Genomic DNA, 22,888 nt, shown 5'->3' with positions numbered 1-22,888 from the left:
GCTCCAGGCTAGCGAAGATAAAAGGTAAAGGGGTGATCCACAGCTGCCCACAATCGATCCTTGTCTGTCGTAGTCGCGAATGGCGGCTAACGACCCATAGCGGAAATCTGTAACCGGGGCCGCTTCGCGGCCCATCGCCGGCAAGCGCGGCTCCCACATGGGATAGCGCCAGCTTCAGGAATTGGCGAGAGCGCTGCTCCCACAGGGCTCGGGTCGCCTAAACGAAAGATGCACTTAAAGGACTGAACCATGACCACATTTCAACGTTTCCCAACCCAGGCTCCGGCCACCAGCGTCACGGAGCTGAAGGCCCGCATCGCAGCCCTGCTGCCCGCCATCGGCGAAGGCGCCGCGCAGCGCGAACGCGAACGCCTGTTGCCCCATGAGGCCATTGCCCAGCTTGCGGCAGCCGGGCTTTACACCGTGCGTATCCCAGGCCAGTACGGTGGCCCCGGCGGCAGTGTCAGCGATGTGATCGAACTGCTGCTGCAAATCGCCTCGGTCGACTCCAACGTGGCCCAGGCCCTGCGCCCGGGCTTTGCCTTTGTCGAAGGCCTGCTGGCTTCACAGGCCGAAGGCGCCGAGCAGGAGCGCGAGCGTTGGTTCGCGCGCTATCTGCAGGGTGCGGTAATCGGCAATGCCGGCTGGGAACTGGGCGGTGCCAACGGCGCCATCGCCGCGCGCCTGGTGCGCGAGGGCGAACACTTTCGTGCCAATGGCAGCAAGTTCTACAGCACGGGTGCGCTGTTCGCCGATTACGTCAGCGCCGTTGCCCTGGACGAGGACGAGCAGCCGGTTTCGTTCATCCTGCCGCGCGATCGCGAGGGCCTGGAGCTGGTCGATGACTTTGACGCCATGGGCCAGCGCCTGACCGCCAGCGGCACCACCCACTTGCGCAATGTGCGCGTCGAGGCCAGCGATATCCGCACGCGTACCGTGGAGGAGGGCAAACGCACTATCGTCACGCCGTTCCTGCAGCTGTTCCTTGCCACCGTGCTGGCCGGTATCGCCCGCAATGCGCTGGACGACGCCACCCGCTTCGCCCGCGAGCATGCCCGCCCGATCAAGCACAGCACGGCCAGCCGCTCGGTGGACGACCCCTATGTAGAACTGTCGGTCGGCGATATCGCCGCCCGTGCCTATGGCGCTGAGGCCATGGTCCTCAAGGCCGCTGCAACCATCGACAAGGCCTGGGCCGCGCAACTGGCTGAAGTTGCCGTGGAGCAGGCTGCGATCGAGGTGGCGCAGACCCAGTACCTGGTCGCCGAGCTGGCGCTCAAGGCTGCACAAACGCTGTTCGACGTTGGCGGTGCCTCCACCACCGGCCGCCAGCACAACCTCGACCGCCACTGGCGCAACGCCCGCACCGTGGCCAACCATAACCCGCGTCAATGGAAGGCGGCGGTGGTCGGTGCCTGGCAGCTCAAGGGCACTCGCCCACCTGTCTCGGGGCTGTTTTGACCGCCCAGCCGGCCTTGCTGGCCGGCCATGTGCAAAGCCCCAAGGTACCGGTGATCATCGGTGCCGCCTTGTTCATGGAACTGCTCGACAGCACTGCGGTAATGACCGCCTTGCCGCAGATGGCCGCCGATTTCGGCGAGCCGGGGCTGCGCATGAATCTGGTGGTGTCGCTGTACATGCTTGCCCTGGCCCTGTGCGTGCCGGTCAGTGGCTGGGCTGCCGAGCGCTTTCGCCCGCGCCAGGTCATGTTGTCGGCGATGGGCTTGTTCACCTGCGCCTCGCTGGCCTGCGCCCTGGCCGATACGCTCTGGCAGCTGTGCCTGGGGCGCATGCTGCAGGGGGCTGCCGGGGCATTGATGACACCGGTGGGGCAAGTGATCATCCTGCGTTGGTCGAGCCGCCAGCAGCTGCTGCAGGCCATGTCGTGGTTGGCCCTGCCGGCGCTGGTGGGGCCGCTGGTCGGGCCGTTGCTCGGTGGTTTGCTGGTGACGGTGCTGTCCTGGCACTGGATCTTTCTGATCAACCTGCCTATCTGCCTGCTCGGTTGCTGGCTGATCCTGCGGCATGTGCCGGACTATCCCGCACGGCCGGTGCCACCGTTGGATGTGCGTGGCCTGCTGCTCAGTGGTGGTGCTCTGGCCATGTTGGTGTTCGGCCTGGAGGCGCTGGGGCTGGGGCAGTTGCCGCAGGCCTGGGCCATGGTGCTTGTGGCCGGTGGAGCAGCCTGTGCATTGGGGTATCTGCTGCACGCGCGGCGACACCCCAGTCCGCTGGTGGACCTGTCGCTGCTGCGCCTGCGCAGCTTTGGCGTGGCCCAGGCGGGTGGCGGGCTGTTCCGTTTGGGCTCGGCAGCCCAACCGTTCCTGATCGTGCTGCTGCTGCAGAACTGCCTGGGCTTGAGCCCGTTGGCGGCGGGGGGGCTGGTGGTCAGTGGTGGCGCCGGCGCGCTGCTGATGAAGCTGCTGGCAGTGCCACTGGTACGGCGCTACGGCTATCGACGAGTGCTCAGTTGCAATGCCGTGCTCAGTGGTGTGGGGATTGCCCTGTGCGCCAGTTTTGATCGTGATACTGCTGTGTGGCTGATGGCTGCGGTGCTGTTCGCCGCAGGCCTGGTGCGTTCACTGCAGTTCTCGACGTTGGGGGCTGCCAGTTATCAGGACGTGCCCGGTGAGCGCTCAGCGGCGGCCAGTTCGTTGTCGGCGATGTCCGTGCAGCTGACCATGGCCATGTCGGTGAGCCTGGCAGGGGGGCTGTTGGGGATGCTGGCCGGGTTGGATGGGCGTAGCGAAACCTCGGTGGCAGATATCGCAGCGGTGATGTTGCTGTGCGCTGCCATGTGCGGAATTTCCGGTTTGGTGTTCCGGCGTTTGGCGGACTAGTCAGCATGCGAACACCACGTTCGTGCGCGATGCCGCGCTGCGGATATGCTCCTGCATCGCACGCTGCGCCCCGGCCTGGTTGCCACGGGCAAGCTGGCGCAGGATCTTGCGGTGCTCCTGCCAGGTCTCCATGGCGCGTTCCGGGCGAATGAACGGCAGCTTCTGGCTCTCCAGGAAAATGTCCTGGTTGGTGGTGATCACCTGCAGCATGGCGTGGTTGCCACTCGCTTCCAGCAGGCGACGGTGAAAGGCGAAGTCCAGTCGCGCTGCGGCCTCGAAATTGCCGGCGCGCAGCTCCTGGCGCATCGACTCGACATTGGCTTCGAGCGCATCGATGTCCGCTGCCGTCAGGTACAGCGCCGCCAAGCTGGCGGCAAACCCTTCGAGTGCATAGCGCAACTGGAACGTATCGATGGCGGATACCTGTTCGGCATAGGGCCAGGAGAAACCGGTAACGGGTGGCGGCGCCTGGACGAATACCCCCTTGCCCGGCTGTACGCTCACCAGCCCCAAGGCGCTCAAGGAGGACAGCGCCTCGCGCAGTGAGGCGCGGCTTACACCCAACTGCTCTGCCAGGTCACGTTGGGAGGGCAGGGCATCACCAGGCTGGTAGTCGCCGTCCTGGATCAGCCTGCGGATAGCCTGCAAAGCGATTTCCGGAACTGCACGGGGGAGTGTGTCGAGCATCTGTTCAGACCAGCTGGCAAGGGGTCTGCGCTTTTTAAAGGCTTTACCGGTTGCCTGGCAAGCCTCGCCCCACGCTGACGCAACGGGGCAGGTGGCTGCACGAAAGGGGGGCGAAGGCAGAGCGATTGGCGTTATCTGTTCAGACCAGTAAGACCGCGTGATGCCCACGGGCGAAAGCGTATTCCGGGGCTGCCGGGCAACACTGGCACGGCCTGTGCTTTTCGGGCTAGGCAACTTCTTCGCATGCACCCGAGGCATTTTCCATGAAAAACATCCGTACCCTGTTTCTGGCCACCCTGCTTTGCGGCGGCGTCATGAGCGTTTCCCATGCCCAGGCCGATGCGCTGGCCGACATCACTGCCCGGGGCGTGCTCAAGGTTGCCGTACCCCAGGACTTCCCTCCCTTCGGCTCGGTAGGGCCGGACCTCAAACCCCGCGGCCTGGACATAGACACCGCACAACTGCTGGCCGACAGGCTCGGCGTCAAGCTGGCGCTGACCCCGGTCAACAGCACCAACCGCATTCCGTTCCTCACGACCGGCAAGGTCGACCTGGTGATTTCCAGCCTGGGCAAGAACCCGGAGCGAGAAGCGGTGATCGATTTTTCCCGCCCCTACGCACCGTTCTACCTGGCAGTGTTCGGGCCGGCCGAGACGTCGGTCGACGATATCGGTGCCGTTGCCGGCAAGACCATCAGTGTCACGCGTGGCTCGATCGAGGACATGGCGTTATCCGCGGTCGCCCCACAGGGTACGATCATCAAGCGCTTCGAGGACAACAACTCGACCATTGCCGCCTACCTGTCGGGCCAGGTCGAACTGATCGCCAGCGGCAGTGTGGTGATGGCTGTCATTGCCGAGAAGAATCCGGGCAAGGTGCCGGTGATGAAGGTCAAGCTCAAGGACTCGCCCGTGTATGTGGGCTTGGCCAAGCAGGAGCCGGCCTTGCTCGAAAAAGTCAACGCCACCCTGGATGCGGCCAAGGCCGACGGCAGCCTCAACCGCAATGCCGAAAAATGGCTGAAGCAGCCATTGCCGGCCGACCTTTGAACGGCCCTGGAGTCGCTGACCCATGGCCTATCAATTTGACTTTTCCCCGGTGCTGGCTCAAGGCGGCCTGCTGCTCGAAGGGGCTGTGTTCACGCTTGAGCTGACGTTGATCGGCACACTGTTCGGCGTGGCCATCGGTGTGCTTGGCGCGGTGGTGCGCGCCTGGCGACTACGGCCGTTCGATGCCCTGTTCGGCCTTTACGTGGAGCTGATCCGCAACACGCCTTTCATCGTCCAGTTGTTCTTCATCTTCTTCGGCCTGCCCGCGCTTGGCGTTCGTTTGACGGAATGGCAGGCGGCGGTACTGGCGATGGTGATCAACCTTGGCGCCTATTCCACCGAGATCATTCGGGCGGGTATCCAGGCAATCCCCAGAGGGCAACTGGAGGCTGCTGCGGCGTTGGCCATGAGCCGTTTCGAGGCTTTTCGCCATGTGGTGCTGCAACCGGCACTGGCCAAGGTCTGGCCGGCCCTGTCGAGCCAGATCGTGATCGTCATGCTCGGGTCGGCGGTGTGCTCGCAGATCGCCACGGAGGAACTGTCGTTCGCTGCCAACTTCATCCAGTCGCGCAACTTCCGGGCTTTCGAGACATACCTGCTGACCACGGCCTTGTATCTGGTCATGGCCATCCTGGTTCGTCAGCTGCTGGCATGGTTCGGCCGGCGCGCTTTGACGGGGAGACGCTGAATGGATTTCACCTTGTGGGACATCGTGCGTAACCTGCTCGCAGGCTTGCAATGGACCTTGCTGCTGTCGCTGGTGGCATTCGTCTGCGGTGGTATTGCCGGGCTGTTGCTGCTGTTGGCGCGCATCTCCGCTAGCCGGTTGCTGCGTGGCGCGGCGAGGAGCTACATCGAGCTGTTCCAGGGGACGCCACTGCTGATGCAGCTGTTCATGGTGTTTTTCGGCATCGCCCTGTTCGGTATCGATGTGTCGGCCTGGATGGCGGCGGCCATCGCCTTGACGCTGTTCACCAGTGCCTTTCTCGCCGAGATCTGGCGGGGATGCGTCGAGTCCATACCACATGGCCAGTGGGAGGCCTCCGGCAGCCTGGCCATGAGCCGTCTGGAGCAGTTGCGCCACGTGATCCTGCCCCAGGCCCTGCGTATTGCCGTCGCACCGACAGTCGGGTTCTCGGTGCAGGTGGTCAAGGGCACGGCGGTGACCTCGATCATCGGTTTCACCGAGCTGACCAAGACCGGCGGCATGTTGGCCAACGCCACCTTTGAACCGTTCCTGATCTACGGTCTGGTGGCCGTGGGTTACTTCGTCCTTTGCTACCCGCTCTCGCTGAGCGCCCGTTACCTGGAGAGGAGGCTGCATGCCCCTGCTTAGAGTGTCCGCATTGCACAAGTACTATGGCGACAACCACGTGCTCAAGGGTGTCGACCTGGCGATCGAGGAAGGCGAGGTGGTTGCCATCATCGGCCGTAGCGGTTCCGGCAAGAGTACCTTCCTGCGAACCCTCAACGGTCTGGAGTCGATCAGCGACGGGGTGATCGAGGTGGATGGCGAATACCTGGATGCCAGCCGCGCCGACTTGCGCTCGCTGCGGCAGAAGGTCGGCATGGTGTTCCAGCAGTTCAACCTCTTCCCTCACCTGACCGTGGGCCAGAATGTCATGCTTGCGCCCCAGGTGGTGAAGAAGGCCGGCAAGGCCGAGGCCCGCCAGTTGGCCGAGCAGATGCTCGCCAGGGTTGGCCTGGGCGACAAGTTCGACGCCTACCCGGACCGCCTTTCCGGCGGCCAGCAGCAGCGGGTGGCGATTGCCAGGGCGCTTGCCATGTCGCCCAAGGTATTGCTGTGCGACGAGATCACCTCGGCGCTCGACCCCGAGCTGGTCAACGAGGTGCTCGGTGTGGTGCGCCAGCTGGCCAGTGAAGGCATGACCCTGATCATGGTCACCCATGAAATGCGTTTTGCCCGGGAAGTCGGTGACAAGCTGGTCTTCATGCATCAGGGCAAAGTCCACGAGACGGGCCATCCGCGCGAGGTTTTTGCGGCACCCCGAACAGCAGAGCTGGCGAACTTCATCGGTAGCGTGGCAGGAGGTTAAGGAGCATCGTGTTGCCCTGCGATGGCGCCAATGCCGATTCGGCGCGGCCTCTTACCCCGCGTGCCTCAGGATGTAGCGAATGAAGGCATCCAGTTTGGGTAGCGCGCTGCGCTGGCGCAGATAGACCAGATTGACCGGGCGGGTAGCGGGCAGGAAGTCGTCAAGCAACGTGACCAGACGCCCTTCGCGAAGGTCTTCGGCTACCAGGAACTCGGGTTGCAGCAGGATCCCGTTGCCTGCCAGGGCGGCCAGCCGCAGTGCCTGGCCATCGTTGCTCTTCAGCACCCAGTGTTCCGGCCAGGGGTATTCCTTGCCAGCGTCCAGCAAGGGCCAGGTGAAACGGTTGGTCCATGTGGAGTGCGCCAGTAACCTGTGCCCGGCCAGGTCTGCCGGAACGGCTGGGTGCCCGTGCCTGTCCAGGTAGCCGGGGGCGGCGCAGATTACCATGCGATAAGGGCGCAGCCCTTTCGCCACCAGATCGACATCGCCCAGGTTGCCAATGCGAAAAGCCGCATCGAAGCCCTCCGCCATCAGGTCGACGACACTGTTGCTGAGCACCAGGTCAATGCGCACGTCCGGGTGCTCGGCGAGGAAGCCGGCAACCAGCGGCGCAACCAAGGACGAGCCCAGGGTCATGGGGGCACTGACGCGCAGTAATCCGCTAGGGGCCTGTTGCAAGCTTTCGACGCGCTCATATGCCCGGCGAACCTGATCCAGGGCCTGCTTGGACTCTTCGTAGAACATGCGACCTGCTTCGGTGACGTGCATGCGCCGGGTACTGCGCTGGATCAGTTCGACCTGCATCGCATCTTCAAGCTGGCGGATATACCTGCTCACCATCACCACAGACAGTTCCAGATGCTCGGCCGCCTGGCTGAAACTGCCCTGTTCGGTGACGCTGACAAATACCTCCATGGCGCGCAGGCGGTCCATCTTTTAACTCCAGGTTAAAGATAATTGAACGGTGCTTTTATTTATTAACAAATTGTTTTTTCTTAACGTGATGAGTGTCAAGTCATCAATGAGGTACGCCCGTGGCGCCCTTGCACTCTCTGCTCGATCATTTCCCACAAATCAGCCTGCTTGACCGGCCAACACCTATCCAGCGGCTTGAAGGCCTTGAGCGTTCGCTGGGGCTGGTGAAGCGCGGCATCAAGCTGTTCGCCAAGCGTGACGATTACATGGCCCTGGGCGGCGGTGGCAACAAGCTGCGAAAGCTTGAGTTTCACCTTGGCGAGGCCCTTCGAGACAAGGTGGATGTGGTCGTGACAATGGGCGGGCTGCAATCCAATCATGCACGTTTGACTGCGGCAGCCTGTGCGAAGCTGGGCATGCGTTGCGAACTTGTGCTGGGGCGTGCCGTCCCCCGGGACGATGAAGAGTACGAGCACAACGGCAATATGCTTCTGGATGCGCTGTTCGGGGCCGTCGTGCATATCGTGCCTGAAGGCTTTACCACGGCGAGTTGGGCCGACACCCGTGCGCAGGAGCTGCAAATGCAGGGCTGCAAGGTCAGGGTTATTCCTACCGGCGGCTCGACAGCCGTGGGTTGCCTGGGCTACGCCAAGGCTGCGCTGGAAATTGCCCGACAAGAAGCCAGCATGGGCCTTGAGTTCACGCACATGGTCATGGCCAATGGCAGTTCCGGCACCCATGCGGGCATGGCCGCCGGGTTTGCTGCGATGGGGCGTGCGCCGGGCTTCATCAAGTCCTTCGCGGTACTGGCCGAAGCGCCTGAGTCGCACCGTCGCACGCTTGAGCTTACCCGGCAGACCTTGGAGCTGCTTGGCAGCGAGCAGGTTATCGAGCCGTCAATGATTGCCGTCGATGGTGCACATCGCGGCGCGGGCTATGGTGTGCCAACGAAGGCCATGCTGTCGGCGTTGCAACTCATGGCCCGTTCCGAGGGGCTGTTGCTTGATCCGGTCTACTCCGGAAAAGCGTTCGCCGGCCTGGTCGCCGACCTGGAAAGCGGCTTGTACGCACAGGGCGACAACATCTTGCTGCTGATGACCGGAGGGGCACCGGGGATCTTCGCCTATCGGTCGGCCCTGCAGGGCGCATAGATACAAGTGCGCAGGGTATTTATGCCTGCGCATGATGAATGTGGGGCTACCTTGAGTAGGCGCACCCGCGGCTGTCGTTTCAATTACCTGAGGTCGTGTGAAATGAGTAATCCGATTCAAGTGCCCAGGATCGCCGATCAAGGTACTGAAGATGTTGATGCCGTCGAGACGAACGAATGGCTGGATGCCCTGGAGGGCGTCGCTCGCACCGAGGGCAGTGGGAGGGTGGAATTCCTGCTGCAACGCCTGGCCGAGCATGCCGGCCACCTGGGGGCTCGAATCGCTGCCAACCCATACTCGCTTTACCAGAACACCATCGCCGTGGAACAGCAACCGGAGTACCCCGGTGATCTGGCGATGGAAGAGCGCATTACTTCGATCATCCGCTGGAACGCGCTGGCCATGGTGGCCAAGGCGAACATGGCTTATGGCGAGCTGGGCGGCCATATCGCCAGTTACGCCTCTGCCGCGGAAATCTTCGAAGTGGGCTTCAACCATTTCTTCCGCGCCGATACTGCACAAGGCAAAGGCGACCTGGTGTATTTCCAGCCGCACTCCGCGCCAGGTGTCTATGCGCGCGCTTTCCTGGAGGGCCGGCTGGAGCAACAGCAACTCGAGCGTTATCGGCAAGAGGTGGATGGCGGCGGGCTGTGCTCCTATCCCCATCCGTGGCTCATGCCAGACTTCTGGCAGTTTCCGACAGGCTCCATGGGCATCGGCCCGATCAGCTCGATCTATCAGGCCCGCTTCCTGCGTTACCTGCAACACCGTGGCATTGCCTCGACCGAAGGCCGCCATGTCTGGGGGGTGTTCGGCGATGGCGAGATGGATGAGCCGGAGTCGGTCGCAGCACTGTCGCTTGCCGCTCGGGAGAAGCTGGACAATGTCACCTTCGTGATCAACTGCAACCTGCAGCGGCTTGACGGGCCTGTGCGCGGTAACGGGCAAATCATCCAGGAGCTGGAGTCGCTGTTCAAGGGTGCTGGCTGGAACGTTATCAAAGTGGTCTGGGGCTCGGGCTGGGATGCCCTGTTCGCCCGGGACCACCACCACGTTCTGCTGCGCCGCCTGGCCAGCACCGTCGATGGCCAGTACCAGGCCCTGGGTGCCAATGATGCAGCCTACAACCTTGCGCATTTCTTCGACCTCGACCCGGAGCTGCACGCGCTGGTCGCTCACATGAGCCCGGCCGAAATCGATGGCCTGCGTCGCGGCGGCCACGATTTTCGCAAGTTGCACGCTGCATTCGACGCAGCGAAGCGCCACAAGGGGCACCCGACGGTCATCCTGGCGAAGACCAAGAAAGGCTTCGGTATGGGCCAGGCCGGGGAATCGCGCAACACCGCGCACCAACAGAAGAAACTGGACGTCGAGGCCCTCAAGGCGTTTCGGGACCGTTTTGCGCTGCCACTGGATGACCAGGCGGTGGAGGAGATGCGCTTTTATCGACCGCACGATGACAGCCCCGAACTGCGCTACTTGCATGCCCGCCGGCAGTCGCTGGGTGGCTACCTGCCTCGACGCAGCAGCCTGGCCCCCAGCATCGCCGTACCACCACTTGCTGACTATGCCCGGTTCGCCCTGGCCCCCGACGATCGGGAAATCTCCACCACGATGGCTGTGGTACGGCTCTTCACCAACCTGCTCAAGGATAAGCAACTCGGCCCACGCATAGTGCCCATCGTGGCCGACGAGGCGCGTACCTTTGGCATGGCCAATCTGTTCCGCCAGGTTGGCATCTATTCACCCGTTGGCCAGCTCTACGAACCGGAAGACGCCGGTGCATTGCTGTACTACAAGGAATCCACCGACGGCCAGTTGCTGGAGGAGGGCATTACCGAAGCCGGTGCTGTCTCTTCGTGGGTCGCCGCAGCGACCTCCTACAGCGTCAACGGCGAGCCGATGCTGCCGTTCTATATCTACTATTCGATGTTCGGTTTCCAGCGCATCGGCGACCTGATCTGGGCGGCTGCCGACCAGCGCGCCCGTGGTTTCCTGATCGGCGCCACCGCTGGCCGCACCACCCTGGCAGGCGAGGGCCTGCAACATCAGGACGGTACCAGCCAGCTCATCGCCTCGACGGTGCCTAACTGCCGCGCCTACGACCCGGCGTTCGCCAGCGAAGCGGCCGTGATCATCGACCATGGCAGCCGACGCATGCTCGAGCAGCAGTGCGATGAGTTCTACTACCTGACGGTGACCAACGAGAACTACACCCAGGCCCCGCTGCAGGACAGCGAACACGACGATGTGATCCGCGGCATGCGCCTGTACGGCATGCGCGGAACGGCGGAGCCTGCGGTACGCCTGCTGGGTTCCGGCGCCATCATGCGGGAGGTGATCGCCGCCGCCGAGCTGCTGCTGCAGGATTGGGGTATCAGCAGCCAGATCTGGAGTGTCACCAGTTTCTCGGAGCTGGCACGCGATGCTCGCGAGGTAGAGCGCCAGCGCCTTTTCGGCAGCCAGTCCGAAGGGCAGAGCCACTTGCAGCGCTGCCTGCCCGGGCCTGTGCCGGTGGTAGCGGCCAGCGACTACGTGCGTGCTTATGCCCAGTTGATCGCTGCCCATGTCAGCGCGCCGTTCACCGCCCTGGGTACCGATGGCTTTGGCCGGAGTGACACGCGCTCGGCACTGCGTCGCTTCTTCGAGGTTGATCGTCAGCACATTGCCCTGGCGGCATTGGCAGGCATCGATCCTGGCAAGCACGCCGCAGCGCGGCTGCGTTATGGCATCGACGCACCCGCCGAGGCACCCTGGAACCGCTGAGTATCTGCAAGCCGGCCAGCGTGCTTGGCCGGCAACCCGCGGGGCCAGCGGGTTGCCTCAGCATTTGGCGTGCTAAAGATTCCATGGAGTCTCCCACAGGATTTGCGCAGCCCTTGAACCTTGCGCGTAACTTGTGGGAGCCCGATTCACCCGCGAACACCGGCAAAGCCGGTGCCATCCGCCGCCTCAGGTTCTATCCGTCGTTACGGTTAAAGCCACGCCTTGATCTGCCTCGACACAGCGTCAGTGGAGATCCCGTATCGGTCATGCAAAGTCGGCAGTGCACCCGCATCGAGAAACGCATCCGGTAGCGCGATCTGGCGGAAGGTGGGTGTGACCCCATTGCGCAGCAGTACGCCCGCCACTGCTTCCCCCAGGCCCCCTATGATCGAATGGTTTTCCGCCGTGACCACCAGGCGGCCAGGCTTGCGTGCCTCGGCGAGGATGGTCTGTTCATCGAGCGGTTTGATGGTAGGCACGTGCAGCACCGACACATCCACGCCGTCCTTTTGCAACTGCTCCGCAGCCTCCAGGGCGCGCATGGTCATGAGGCCACTGGCAATCAACAGCACGTCTCGGCCACCGCGCAGCACCTGTGCCTTGCCCAGCTGGAACTGGTAGTCGTAGCGATCGAGCACCAAGGGTACGTTGCCGCGCAGCAGCCGCATGTAGACCGGACCCTGATGGGCAGCGATCGCTGGCACAGCCTGTTCGATCTCCAGCGCATCGCAGGGGTCGACGATCATCAGGTTGGGCATCGCCCGGAAGATGGCCAGGTCATCCGTGGCCTGGTGGCTAGGGCCATAACCGGTGGTCAGGCCAGGCAGCCCACAGACGATCTTGACGTTGAGGTTCTCTTCTGCGATTGCCATGCAGATGAAGTCATAAGCCCGACGGGAAGCGAACACCGCATAAGTGGTGGCAAAGGGGGTCATGCCTTCCCGTGCCATGCCGGCGGCGGCGCTCATCAGCAATTGTTCGGCCATGCCCATTTGATAGAAGCGCTCGGGGTGGGCTTTGGCGAAGATGTGCAAGTCGGTGTACTTGGACAGGTCGGCACTCAGTCCAACTATATCCTGACGTTGCTCGGCCAGGCTTGCCAAGGCATGGCCGAACGGGGCAGGGCGGGTCGGCTGACCGTCGGCGGCAATCGAGGCGATCATGGCCGAGGTGGTCAGGCGCTTCTTGGGTGAGTTCACAGTGCTCATGCTTGGCTCCCGGCGTCCAGCGCTTTGAGGGCGAGGTCCCATTCGTTTTCATCGACGCGAATGAAGTGCGTCTTGTCGCGGTTTTCCAGGAAAGGCACGCCTTTGCCCATGCGGGTATCGCAGATGATGACGCGCGGTTGTGCCCCGGTGTGGGCGCGGGCCTGGTCGAAGGCGCCGACCAGCGCATCCAGGTCATTGCCGTCCACTCGCTGGACGAACCAGCCAAAGCTTTGCCAGCGGTCGACGATTGGCTCGAAGGCCAGTACCTCACTGGAATGACCATCCGCCTGCTGGTTGTTCACATCGATGATGGCGATCAGGTTGTCCAGCCGCCAATGGCTGGCCGACATGGCTGCCTCCCAGGTCGAGCCCTCGTTGAGCTCGCCATCGGACAGCAGGTTGTACACCCAGCTGTCCGACCCCTTGCGTTTGAGCCCGAGACAAGCGCCGACGGCGATGCCCAAGCCGTGGCCGAGCGAGCCACCGGTGATCTCCATGCCTGGGGTGTAGGCAGCCATACCGGACATGGGCAAGCGGCTGTCGTCGCTACCGTAGGTTTCAAGCTCCTCCTCGGGGATTACGCCGGCCTCGATCAGTGCGGCGTAGAGGGCGATCGCGTAGTGCCCGATGGACAGGTAGAAGCGGTCGCGTTGCTCCCATTCGGGGTTGCCGGGGTCGATGCGCAGCGCATGGAAATACGCTACTGCCAGCAAGTCGGCGGCGCCCAGAGCCTGGCCGACATAGCCCTGGCCCTGGACTTGCCCCATGCGCAATGCGTGGTGGCGGATATTTCGGGCGCGCACAGCCAGCGGCAGCGCCTCAGTGTAGGTAGGCACAGCAGTCATTGAGGTGACTCCTTTATCGAATCAACGATTGACCAGATGGGCCGGTACTCGCGACACCAGGAAGGCGCCAAACATGAGTACGGCCGTGATGAGATACATGCCGATGGCATTGCTGCCCAAGGTGGTAGTGACCCAGCCGATCAGGTACGGCGAGCAGAAACCGGCGAGGTTGGCAAAACTGTTCACCGCCGCGATGCCTGCTGCCGCCGAGACACCTCCCAGCAACGTGGTGGGCAGCATCCAGAACAGCGAGGAGGCGGACAGCACCCCTGCCGCAGCCAGGCACAGACTGAGGATCGACAGCATCAGGCTGCTGCCCAGTGCTGCGGCGAGGCTCAGGCCAAGTGCGCCGATCAGCATGGGGATCGCCAGGTGCCAGCGGCGTTCACGGTGACGGTCGCCACTGCGCCCGGCCAACAGCATCGCGACAATGGCACACAGGTACGGCAGGCTGGTCAGCAGGCCGATGTGCAAAGGTTCGTTGACGCCGGCATTGCGTACCAGCGTAGGTAGCCAGAACGTGATTGCGTACTGGCCCATCACCACGCAGAAGTAGATACCCGCCAGCAACCAGAGCCGACGGTCGCGGATGAATTCGGCCACCGAGCCGTGGTTCACCTTGTGTTGCTCGTCTTCAGCCAGTTCCTTGCGCACCAGGGCTTTTTCTTCGTCGCTCAACCAATGGGCCTGATCGACGCCATCCTTCAGGTAGCTCAGCACCAGGATGCCCACCAGCACGGTGGGGATGGCTTCGAGCAGGAACATCCACTGCCAGCCCGCCCAGCCGTGCACGCCGGCAAAGCGCTCCATGATCCAGCCCGACAAGGGGCCACCGATCATGCCCGAGAGCGGAATCGCGATGAACCACAGCGCGGTCATCTTCGCCCGGCGGTAAGACGGGAACCAATAGGTCAGGTACAGCAGAAGCCCCGGTGCCAGGCCTGCTTCGGCGATCCCCAGCAAAAAGCGCAGGGTATAGAATTGCCAGGCTGTCTCTACCAGGGCGAACATCGCCGAGATGATGCCCCAGGTGATCATGATGCGAGCGATCCAGCGTCGAGCGCCCACTTTGTGCAGAATGATGTTGCTGGGCACCTCGCAGAGAAAGTAGCCAATGAAGAACATGCCAGCGCCCAGTCCGTAGACCGCTTCGGAAAGGGCAAGGTCGTCCATCATCTGCAGCTTCGCAAAGCCGACATTGACCCTGTCCAGATAGGCGCACAGGTAGCAGAGCATGAGAAAAGGCATCAGTCGCCAGGCCGTTTTACGGTAGGCGCTGCTGCGTGCGGCGGATGCCGCATCGAGCGCTATTGTGGTCATTCGTTCTGATCTCTTGTTGTTATCGAACGCGTGACCTGCGCCGGGTCAGGTGCAGGTCACGATGCACCGGATGCTCAGTGGATCAGCATCCCGCCGTTGACATCCAGGGTAATGCCCGTCAGGTAGCTGGACAGGTCACTGGCCAGGAACAATGCCGCATTGGCGACATCGCGCGCCTCACCCAGGCGGCCCAGCGGGATGCCTTCGATGATGGCGTGACGGCGCTCATCCTGCATGAGGCCACCGGTGATGTCAGTGTGAATCAGGCCTGGCGTGATCGAGTTGACGCGAATATTGTCCGGTCCCAGTTCACGGGCCATCGCCTTGCCCAGACCGAGCACGCCAGCCTTCGCTGCGCTGTAGTGGGGGCCACCGAAGATGCCGCCACCACGTTGGGCAGACACCGACGACATGCAGATGATGCTGCCGGCGCGTTGCGCACGCATGGCTGGGATCACCGCCTGGGACATCAACAATGTGCCACGCAGGTTCACGTTGAGAATCCGGTCATAGTCAGCCCCGGTGATTTCCAGGGTTTTCACCGGTTGAGTGATACCGGCGTTGTTTACCAGCACGTCGATCCGACCGAATTGCGCGAGTACCTGGGCGATGGCATCACGTACCTGTGCTTCATCGGCAACGTTGGCAGCCAGGCCAAGGTGGCCTTCGCCAAGTGAAGCGGCAGCTTCGGCTGCGGCAGTAGCGTCCAGGTCGAGGATGGCGACTCTGGCGCCTTGGTCGGCAAACGCCTGGGCTGTTGCCCGGCCGATACCTCGGGCAGAGGCCGCGCCGGTGATCACGGCAAATTTTCCTGTTAACAGCATCGAGGTTGCTCCAGATGATTATTGTTGTGAGCGACGGTTCCGGCAGAACCGATAGGCACAGCTTCGTCCCGGACAGCACCCCGAGCAACGCTGCCTCTTTCACCCGGTGCTGAAAAAAATTCAGCCCTCGACTTGTGCCTGGGGCTTACAGGAAGGTAAAAGCCTTGGTACCGCTGTGAATCCTTCAGGAATGGTCATGAGCCTGGACAACCTTCGAAAACTTCCTCAGATCCCTTCCCTGAAAGCAATTCAGGCCTTCGAGCAAGTTGCTCGTTTCGCCAACGTCGCACGTGCCGCAGAGCAGTTGAACCTCACGCCCTCTGCGGTGAGCCACCAGATTGCCAATCTGGAAGCCTTGATCGGTCGCCCATTGTTCATTCGCGAGGCACGCGGTGTTGCGCTGACCCCGGCAGGCGAGCAGTACCTGCGCGAGGTGTCAGGCATATTGCAGAGCCTGGCTACTGCCACCGAGCGCGCTGGCAACTCGGTGGGCTTCGATTGCCTGCGGCTTCATTCCGCGCCTAGCTTCGGCCTGCTCTGGTTGCTACCGCGCCTGGACCATTTTCGTAACAGTCACCCGCAAATCCAGATCAACCTGTCGTGCTCCTACGAGTCGCTGCACTTCGGCCGTCATCAGATCGACCTGGATATTCGTCATGGCTACCCCAACTGGCCCAGCCTGGAAGTGCGCACCATCCGACATGAACGTGCAACTGTGCTGGCCTCGCCACAGCTTCTCGAGCGTACGTCTATCGAGCAGCCCAGCGATCTGCTGGGGCAGAACCTGATCCTGTCGGAAGCCGCGTTGGTGCAATGGCCCCAATGGTTCGCCCAGCAAGGTGTGGCGTTGCCTCAGTCCCCCTACGCACTGAGCTTCGATCGCTCCTACATGAGCCTGGAGGCCGCCAGCCATGGGTATGGGCTGGCCTTGGAGAGTTCCCTGCTGGCGCAGGACTATATCGCCCGCGGCGAGTTGGTACCGGTATTTGCAGAAGACCTGGCGACGCCCGTCAGTGCCCACCACCTGGTCTTTCCTCGAGGCCATGCTGAAACCCGCAGGGTTCGACAATTCCTTGAATGGGTGCAGGGCCAGCTAGGTCATGATTTCAATTACTGAGAGCAGTCCGCACGACAGACTGTTGGGGGCAACAAGGGGCTGATCGCTATCGCATCGATGCCATGGTGGGATACAGGCATAGTGAAGCATGATTGAGTGGTGTTGCATAAAAGGTCTAAAGTCGTTCGAAATATGACTTGGACGGTCTTGGTGGGTGGCGCATAGGATTGCAGCCACTGGAGTTCACAACCGACTCCCTCATCAGGAAAATGCACATGAACCTCAAATCCCTTATCGCCAACCCGCTGGGCTTCGGTACCGCCCCACTGGGCAACATGTTCCGCAACGTGCCTGAAGACGAAGTACAGGCTACCGTCGATGCAGCCTGGAACAACGGTGTGCGCTACTTCGACAGCGCGCCTTTCTACGGTGCCGGCCTCTCCGAAAGCCGCCTGGGCAATGCCCTGGTCGGTCGCCCACGTGACGAGTACGTGCTCAGCACCAAGGTTGGTCGCATCATCCTCGACGAACTGGAAGACCCGGCGGCCCGTGAACTGGGCGAAAAAAGCGGCCTGTTCGAGCACGGCAACCGCAACCGCATCGTCAACGACTACAGCGCCGACGCCACCCTGCGCTCGATCGAAGACAGCCTGCGCCGCCTGAAGACCGACCGCCTGGACATCGTCTGGATCCACGACATCGCCCAGGACTTCTACGGTGACGAATGGCTGAGCCAGTTCGAAGTCGCCCGTACTGGTGCCTTCCGCGTACTGACCCGTCTGCGTGAAGAAGGTGTGATCAAGGCCTGGGGCCTGGGTGTGAACCGCGTCGAGCCGATCGAGCTGACCCTCGACCTGGAAGAAGCCCGTCCGGACGGCTTCCTGCTGGCCGGCCGATACTCGCTGCTGGACCACGACCGCGCACTGCAACGCGTCATGCCGCAAGCGGTGGAGCAGGGTGTCGGCATTGTCGTGGGTGGCCCGTACAGCTCGGGTGTTACTGCCGGCGGCGAGCACTTCGAGTACCAGAAAGCCACCCAGCCGGTGCTGGCCAAGCTCGAGCGCATCCGTGCCGTGGCCCGTGCCCATGGCGTGGATGTGAAGGCGGCGGCCCTGCAGTTCGCCCTGGCTCACCCGGCCGTGGCCTCGGTGATCCCGGGCTCCACCCGCCCGGCGCACGCCAACGAAGACCTCGCTGCCCTGAGCAAGGTGATTCCGATGGCCTTCTGGAACGACCTGCGCCAGCAAGGGCTGATCAACGCCCAGGCTCCGGTACCTGCTGTTTGAACCGATCTTGCAGGGCCGCATTGCGGCCCTGTCTACCCCGAATCTATGGGGCCACGCCCCGAGGAGAATCACCATGGCAACTGCACAAGCTTCCATCACCCTGGCAACCGATGCCAACCGCGTTTGGCAACTGATCGGCGGTTTCGACGCGCTGCCTGACTGGCTGCCGTTCATTCCCGAAAGCACCCTGAGCGAAGGCGGCCGCGTTCGAACCCTGAAGAGCGCGGCAGGCGACACCATCATCGAGCGCCTGCTGGACTTCAACGAAGCCGGCCGCAGCTACAGCTACACCATCCTCACGGGCCCGGCGCCGGTGCGTGACTACCAGTCGACCCTGCGCGTGGTGGCTGAAGGTAGCGGGTCTCGTGTGGAATGGTCCGGGTCGTTCGTGCCGGTGGGTATCAGCGATGCTGAGGCAACTGCGTTGTTCGCTGGCATCTATGAAGACGGCCTGGCGGCGCTGAAGAAAGGGCTGGAAGGCTAAGCGGTTTTCTGGAAGGGCTTGCCCGGCGACAGTGTCAGGATCCGAATCCCGAGACGTCGCTGGGCGCTCGCTGTCCAGTCAGCAGAAAGCTATATGGCATCAGACCTCATCGGTAATAAGTGATAGGGAAAGGTCCTACAACTCCATCGGAGGTTTCGCTGCCCGGTCCGGGTTGTACATCTTCAGGGTATCGCTACCATCAGGGCTCGGCGCTTTCAGGGAGATTCCAGTGACTATTTCCGGGCCCTTGGGGTCACTCAATAGCTATCTGTGCTCGGCCTTGTTGATTCTGTTGTGTCTATTGGGTGTATTCCCGCTGGATGTAATCCTGCCATCATTCCCGGCGCTCGCAGACGAGTTTCACGTCGAGTCACAGCAGATAGCCTACTCGGTGAGCTTCTTTGCGTTTGGTGTTGCCTTGGCGCAACTGGTGATCGGGCCATTGTCGGATGGTATGGGGCGCAAGCGGTTGTTGCTCGCTGGGCTGGGTGTGTCCATTGCAGGGGCGGTGGGTTGTGTATTTTCAACCCGCTATGAGACGTTCTTGGCGTTCCGTTTGCTGCAGGCCGTGGGGTGCGGGAGTTTCGTGCTGGGCCAGGCGCTTGTGCAGGATCTGTACAGTGGTAAACAGCGCAATGCCATGCGGATCCTGCTGACCAGCGCAAGTGGGCTGTTCATTTCGTTGTCACCGGTCGCAGGCGCTTTTCTCCAACAATCCTTTGGCTGGAAAGGCAGCTTTACGGTATTCGCTTTCATAGCCGTGATCGTTTCATGCCTGTCATATGCATTGCTGCAGGACACGCCTGCATCGCGAGGCCGTAGTTCGGGCATGCGCAGCTATTGGGTCATGCTGCGTGATACGACCTATCTTGCGCACTCCCTGCTATCCAGCCTCGCGTTTGCCTGCCATTTTTCCTTCATCGTTGTCGCGCCATTGGCGTTGATGGACAGCCTTGGGCTGACGCCCTATCAATTCTCGGTGGTATTTATTGCCTATGGGCTTGCGTATATCGCTGGCGGAGCAACCGCGACCTACTTGAACAATCGCGTAACCCCGCAGTTTCAGATCAAGACGGGATTCCTGCTCATTGCTGTCGGGGGCATCACACTGGTGATCTGGGAACAGGTAGCGGGATTGACGGTGGCGGGGCTGCTGCTGCCGATGATCATCTGCACGACCGGGACAACGCTGGTGCGTCCGGCTGCAACGACCCAGGCCTTGGCGCGTTACCCGCAGCAGGCCGGTGCGGCTGCGTCGCTCAATACGACATTGTTGTTCGCAGGTGGTGGTCTGGCTGGCAGTCTGGTTGCTGGCGTCGAAAGCGCGTTGCCGATGAGCCTGGGGCTGCTGTTCCTGGGTGCCAGCTTGTGCGGATGGCTACTGCTTGCATGCCTGACGGAAACGCTGACCAGCACTCGAACTTGATAGCAAACGAGCCATCCTCGTTGAAAGCGATTACGGCGTAGCTGAGGTGTTGATCAGGCCCAGATACCGAACAGCACCAACACCGCCACGCCAAGCCCGACCGCAACTGAACAGCCGCCCAACGACAGCGCCGCCCGACCTTGCTGGTACCAGCCGTCCTGGCCCAGTTGCCGTGCCGGTGCCAACAGGCTGCGCCAGTGCAGTTCCGTGTCATGGAACGCCTGCAGATTCGCCATGTCCGCATCCAGCCAACGGCGAAAATCAATCCGCTCGCAGGCCGTTACCTGTGGGCTCTGCAAGCGCACGTACCATTGCCCGGCAACACTCGCCAGCACATCCCGGCGCGAGCGGCCGGCCTGCAGTGCCTGGTCCATGTGCCGCTCGATACTCGCCAATGGCAGGTCGAGGCGGGCGGCGATGCTGGCGAAGTCCAGTTGGTCGAGGCGGTTGAGCAGGAATACTTGTTGCACACGCCGTGGCAGGCGTTTCAGGGCGTGCAGCAGGGCGTCGTCGGCATGATGTTCGGCAGCAGGGGTTGGGTGCTCAAGGGGCAGCAGCAGACGGCTCATGGACAGCTCCTTGCTCTATGGAGGGGGAGGGATGGGGGCATCTTCCGTGATGCGTGATCAGCGTAGGTGAAACGAGATTGATTCTCAAGTGCTGATTCCGCAAAGTTTTGTAATGAGCGTTCACGCCCTGAAACCCTTTTGCTATCATGCGCGCCATCACGATCTTCATTAGCCTGAAGAGCCAAAAAAAAGACCCAGCAAAAAGCCGGGTCAAAAACCGTGATTAGCCTGATGAGGAGATAATCTGAGAGCGACCTAAGCTCCAGGTTATCCAGCAGATCTTGCGATCAGCTGAGTGCAATAATAATCGTTATCATTTGCCAGTCAAATGAATTTTCGCTAATCCGGTAAAAAAGTTTTACCGATGCGCTTCCTTGTCCCGGCAATCGGGGCCTTTGCCGTTACCCGGCCATCACGTTCTCTCCCTTCTTTTCGTGTCTACAAACCCGGTTTCCCGGTGCGTTTGTGCTCCAGCAGTGCGCGGGCCATGTCCATCATGTGCATCAGGGCGAAGGTCAGCTCGCGCTGGCTGCCCTGCTGGTGGGTGGCGGTTTCCTGTGCGGTGGCGGCGGCGCAGCGCAGCAGAGCGATGGCGTGCTCCTGGGCCTGGTCGGTGGTTACGCCCTCGTGCAGGGTCCAGATCTTGTTGTCCAGAGTGGGACGCGGCGGGTTGGGGTTGAGGTAGTAGTCGAGAGCGCGGCGGGCGGCTTCGCTGTCGAGATCTGTTTCGTCGTTTTTCGGATGTTTCATCGCGATACCTTCTGATTTCCCTTCAAACACGCGGGAATCACAGGATAGGTCAGTCTGTACTAACTATCTAAAAATAAATAATTCAGATTGTGTATTGCTGCGAGTAATACAGTCCGTATTGTTGCCGCTCATGGAAAACTGGAACGCATTTCTCAAGCGCTACAAGCGCGAACACAATCTCAGCCAACTGAAGCTGGCCGAACGCCTGGGCATGACTCAGGGGGGCGTGGGGCATTGGCTGCGTGGCACGCGGCGGCCGACGCTGGAAACCATCAACGAAAAGCTCGAAAAACTTGGGCTGGTGTTTCTGGAAGCCCAAGTGATGGTGGTGGAGCGCGATATCGTGCGCGAATCGCCTGGTCACTATGCGGCTGAACAGCCGGTTTCGGCCGAAGCGCTGCTGTATGCGAGCTTTCGCTTCCCGGTGCTGAGTTGGGCTGACTTGCAGGGGCCTTTGCCAGAGGCAAGCAAGGCCCACGAACAGACGGACTATATGCCCGCAGGCAATGCATTCTGGTTGGTGGTGGAAAACGACTCGATGAATGCCGCCAGCGGCAAGAGCGTGCCTGAGGGCATGCGTGTGCTGGTGGATACCGGCCTGCCCGCAGAACCAGGGAGGTTGGTAATCGCGCGGCAGCCCGGGCGGCCGGCAGTATTGCGGCAGTTGGTCGAGGAGGGCGGAGACAAGATGCTCAAGCCGCTGAATACGCGCTATCCGACAGTCCTGTGTGAAGAAGGCTGCGAGTTTCTGGGCGTGGTCGTGCGGGGGCACGAGGTTTTCTAGCTTGCCGGGGGCTGCTGTGCAGCCCTGTCGCGACACAAGGCCGCTCCTACAGCGGTCGCGTCGGGTTTGATCGTGACGCACGCCTTTGCAGGAGGCTCATGGCAGCGATGAATATGGATAAATGGATCGCCCTGGTCCGTAACCGGATGGAAGAGCTAGGGCTCACTCAAGAACAGCTGGCCGAGCGCGTTGGCGTGTCTCAAGGCAGCGTGGGGCATTGGGTGAACAAGCGGCGTCAGCCGAAGATCGAGTCGATGAATCGCACGCTCGTCGAGATTGGCATGCCCCATTACAGCGTCAGCTTGCAGCTGCGTATTCAGGGGCAGGACGGGGAGCCGAGCGTTTACGAGGTCGATGACTCCGATGATGACCTGGACCTCATGCAATACATCGTGTGCTTCCGCTACCCGGTGCTGGGCTGGGATGAGCTAGGTATCGCAGAGGGGGCGGAGCCAGGTGTGTTCGAGCAGACGGACTACCTGGCCCAGGGCAAGGCGTTCTGGCTGACCGTCGAGAATGATGCGATGAGTGACGCCAGTGGCCGCAGTGTGCCGCAGGGCATGCGGATGTTGGTGGACCCTGGGGTAGATGTCGAGCCAGGGCGTCTGGTTATCGCTCGTCAGCCAGGCAAACCGGCGATTTTCCGTGAGTTGGCGGAGGAAGGTGGGCAACGGTACCTGAAGGCACTCAACAGCAACTACCCGACGCTGTTGTGTGAGGAAGGCTGCGAGTTTCTGGGTGTGGTCGTGCGAGTGCATGGCTCCTTCTAGATTGCCGGGGCTGCTGCACAGCCCTTTCGCGACACAAGGCCGCTCCCACAAGTACCGCACCAACCTCAGGGCATGCACCGTACCTGTAGGAGCGGCCTTG

22 protein-coding genes are annotated in these 22,888 nt (G+C 61.9%); 14 read left to right on the top strand and 8 right to left on the bottom strand.

The window, feature by feature from the left end:
• Window positions 1-249: 249 nt before the first annotated feature.
• Both IRZ77_RS01635 and IRZ77_RS01630 read left to right on the top strand, forming a co-directional pair.
• A complete protein-coding gene (locus IRZ77_RS01635) occupies window positions 250-1,461 on the top strand; it encodes an acyl-CoA dehydrogenase family protein (RefSeq protein WP_085599459.1) in 1,212 nt (403 codons plus the stop codon).
• Window positions 1,458-2,840, top strand: a complete 1,383-nt coding sequence (locus IRZ77_RS01630) for an MFS transporter (RefSeq protein ID WP_135001647.1) — start codon at window positions 1,458-1,460, stop codon at window positions 2,838-2,840. Before IRZ77_RS01635 ends, IRZ77_RS01630 begins: the two co-directional genes overlap by 4 nt.
• On the opposite strand, the gene IRZ77_RS01625 is transcribed toward IRZ77_RS01630, so the two are convergent.
• Complete coding sequence (locus IRZ77_RS01625; protein WP_085599454.1) at window positions 2,841-3,527, bottom strand: FadR/GntR family transcriptional regulator; 687 nt, start codon at window positions 3,525-3,527, stop codon at window positions 2,841-2,843.
• A gap of 263 nt (window positions 3,528-3,790) precedes the next feature.
• On the opposite strand from IRZ77_RS01625, the gene IRZ77_RS01620 reads away from it, so the two are divergent.
• The 4 genes from IRZ77_RS01620 to IRZ77_RS01605 are packed head-to-tail and all read left to right on the top strand — an operon-like array spanning window position 3,791 to window position 6,633.
• Window positions 3,791-4,576: a transporter substrate-binding domain-containing protein gene (locus tag IRZ77_RS01620; RefSeq protein ID WP_085599452.1), complete on the top strand. Its 786-nt coding sequence runs from the start codon at window positions 3,791-3,793 to the stop codon at window positions 4,574-4,576.
• A 22-nt stretch (window positions 4,577-4,598) separates the two neighbouring features.
• The gene (locus IRZ77_RS01615) at window positions 4,599-5,264 is read left to right on the top strand and encodes an amino acid ABC transporter permease (RefSeq protein ID WP_046615616.1); all 666 of its coding nucleotides are present in this window, start codon (window positions 4,599-4,601) and stop codon (window positions 5,262-5,264) included.
• On the top strand, window positions 5,265-5,912 hold the full coding sequence (locus IRZ77_RS01610) for an amino acid ABC transporter permease (protein ID WP_046615617.1): 648 nt from the start codon (window positions 5,265-5,267) through the stop codon (window positions 5,910-5,912).
• Complete coding sequence (locus tag IRZ77_RS01605; protein ID WP_046615618.1) at window positions 5,899-6,633, top strand: amino acid ABC transporter ATP-binding protein; 735 nt, start codon at window positions 5,899-5,901, stop codon at window positions 6,631-6,633. Before IRZ77_RS01610 ends, IRZ77_RS01605 begins: the two co-directional genes overlap by 14 nt.
• Window positions 6,634-6,684: 51 nt before the next feature.
• Here the strand turns inward: IRZ77_RS01605 and IRZ77_RS01600 are convergent, their stop codons facing one another.
• Entirely contained in the window at window positions 6,685-7,566 is an 882-nt protein-coding gene (locus tag IRZ77_RS01600) for a LysR substrate-binding domain-containing protein (RefSeq protein WP_046615619.1), read from the bottom strand.
• 101 nt (window positions 7,567-7,667) lie between these two features.
• On the opposite strand from IRZ77_RS01600, the gene IRZ77_RS01595 reads away from it, so the two are divergent.
• Together IRZ77_RS01595 and mdeB are read left to right on the top strand one after the other, a co-directional pair.
• Complete coding sequence (locus IRZ77_RS01595) at window positions 7,668-8,699, top strand: D-cysteine desulfhydrase family protein (protein WP_178081763.1); 1,032 nt, start codon at window positions 7,668-7,670, stop codon at window positions 8,697-8,699.
• 102 nt (window positions 8,700-8,801) lie between these two features.
• Window positions 8,802-11,465 carry an alpha-ketoglutarate dehydrogenase gene (mdeB, locus tag IRZ77_RS01590; protein WP_196172736.1) on the top strand — a complete coding sequence of 888 codons (2,664 nt, stop codon included), beginning with the start codon at window positions 8,802-8,804 and terminating at the stop codon, window positions 11,463-11,465.
• Between the two features lie 209 nt (window positions 11,466-11,674).
• Here the strand turns inward: mdeB and IRZ77_RS01585 are convergent, their stop codons facing one another.
• From IRZ77_RS01585 to IRZ77_RS01570, 4 genes are all read right to left on the bottom strand, one after another.
• Window positions 11,675-12,673 carry a transketolase family protein gene (locus tag IRZ77_RS01585; RefSeq protein ID WP_015271019.1) on the bottom strand — a complete coding sequence of 333 codons (999 nt, stop codon included), beginning with the start codon at window positions 12,671-12,673 and terminating at the stop codon, window positions 11,675-11,677.
• Entirely contained in the window at window positions 12,670-13,518 is an 849-nt protein-coding gene (locus IRZ77_RS01580; protein WP_063912634.1) for a transketolase, read from the bottom strand. The genes IRZ77_RS01585 and IRZ77_RS01580 overlap by 4 nt, the downstream gene beginning before the upstream one ends.
• A 21-nt stretch (window positions 13,519-13,539) precedes the next feature.
• On the bottom strand, window positions 13,540-14,838 hold the full coding sequence (locus IRZ77_RS01575) for an MFS transporter (protein WP_085621861.1): 1,299 nt from the start codon (window positions 14,836-14,838) through the stop codon (window positions 13,540-13,542).
• 74 nt (window positions 14,839-14,912) lie between these two features.
• Complete coding sequence (locus IRZ77_RS01570) at window positions 14,913-15,662, bottom strand: SDR family NAD(P)-dependent oxidoreductase (protein ID WP_063912632.1); 750 nt, start codon at window positions 15,660-15,662, stop codon at window positions 14,913-14,915.
• A gap of 196 nt (window positions 15,663-15,858) precedes the next feature.
• Between IRZ77_RS01570 and IRZ77_RS01565 the strand changes: the two genes are divergently transcribed.
• The 4 genes from IRZ77_RS01565 to IRZ77_RS01550 all read left to right on the top strand — a co-directional run bounded on the left by IRZ77_RS01565 (window position 15,859) and on the right by IRZ77_RS01550 (window position 19,915).
• Entirely contained in the window at window positions 15,859-16,779 is a 921-nt protein-coding gene (locus IRZ77_RS01565) for a LysR substrate-binding domain-containing protein (RefSeq protein ID WP_085599442.1), read from the top strand.
• Window positions 16,780-16,994: 215 nt separating this feature from the next.
• Window positions 16,995-18,005, top strand: a complete 1,011-nt coding sequence (locus IRZ77_RS01560; RefSeq protein ID WP_196172734.1) for an aldo/keto reductase — start codon at window positions 16,995-16,997, stop codon at window positions 18,003-18,005.
• A 73-nt stretch (window positions 18,006-18,078) separates the two neighbouring features.
• A complete protein-coding gene (locus tag IRZ77_RS01555) occupies window positions 18,079-18,489 on the top strand; it encodes an SRPBCC family protein (protein ID WP_196172732.1) in 411 nt (136 codons plus the stop codon).
• 235 nt (window positions 18,490-18,724) lie between these two features.
• Window positions 18,725-19,915 (top strand): Bcr/CflA family efflux MFS transporter, encoded by a 1,191-nt coding sequence (locus IRZ77_RS01550; protein ID WP_196172746.1) that lies wholly within the window; start codon window positions 18,725-18,727, stop codon window positions 19,913-19,915.
• Between the two features lie 53 nt (window positions 19,916-19,968).
• On the opposite strand, the gene IRZ77_RS01545 is transcribed toward IRZ77_RS01550, so the two are convergent.
• Both IRZ77_RS01545 and IRZ77_RS01540 read right to left on the bottom strand, forming a co-directional pair.
• On the bottom strand, window positions 19,969-20,484 hold the full coding sequence (locus IRZ77_RS01545) for a DUF4880 domain-containing protein (RefSeq protein ID WP_046615623.1): 516 nt from the start codon (window positions 20,482-20,484) through the stop codon (window positions 19,969-19,971).
• 438 nt (window positions 20,485-20,922) lie between these two features.
• On the bottom strand, window positions 20,923-21,234 hold the full coding sequence (locus tag IRZ77_RS01540; RefSeq protein ID WP_046615624.1) for a DUF6124 family protein: 312 nt from the start codon (window positions 21,232-21,234) through the stop codon (window positions 20,923-20,925).
• Window positions 21,235-21,364: 130 nt separating this feature from the next.
• On the opposite strand from IRZ77_RS01540, the gene IRZ77_RS01535 reads away from it, so the two are divergent.
• Window positions 21,365-22,018, top strand: coding sequence for a LexA family protein (locus tag IRZ77_RS01535; protein ID WP_046615625.1), 654 nt, complete (start codon window positions 21,365-21,367; stop codon window positions 22,016-22,018).
• A gap of 107 nt (window positions 22,019-22,125) precedes the next feature.
• Window positions 22,126-22,788 (top strand): LexA family transcriptional regulator, encoded by a 663-nt coding sequence (locus IRZ77_RS01530; RefSeq protein WP_196172745.1) that lies wholly within the window; start codon window positions 22,126-22,128, stop codon window positions 22,786-22,788.
• Window positions 22,789-22,888 lie beyond the last annotated feature (100 nt).

The organism is Pseudomonas pudica (assembly GCF_015680405.1).
Taxonomy (GTDB): domain Bacteria; phylum Pseudomonadota; class Gammaproteobacteria; order Pseudomonadales; family Pseudomonadaceae; genus Aquipseudomonas; species Aquipseudomonas pudica.
Note: the sequence above shows the minus strand (reverse complement) of the source record. Positions and strands in the feature narration are given on the sequence as shown.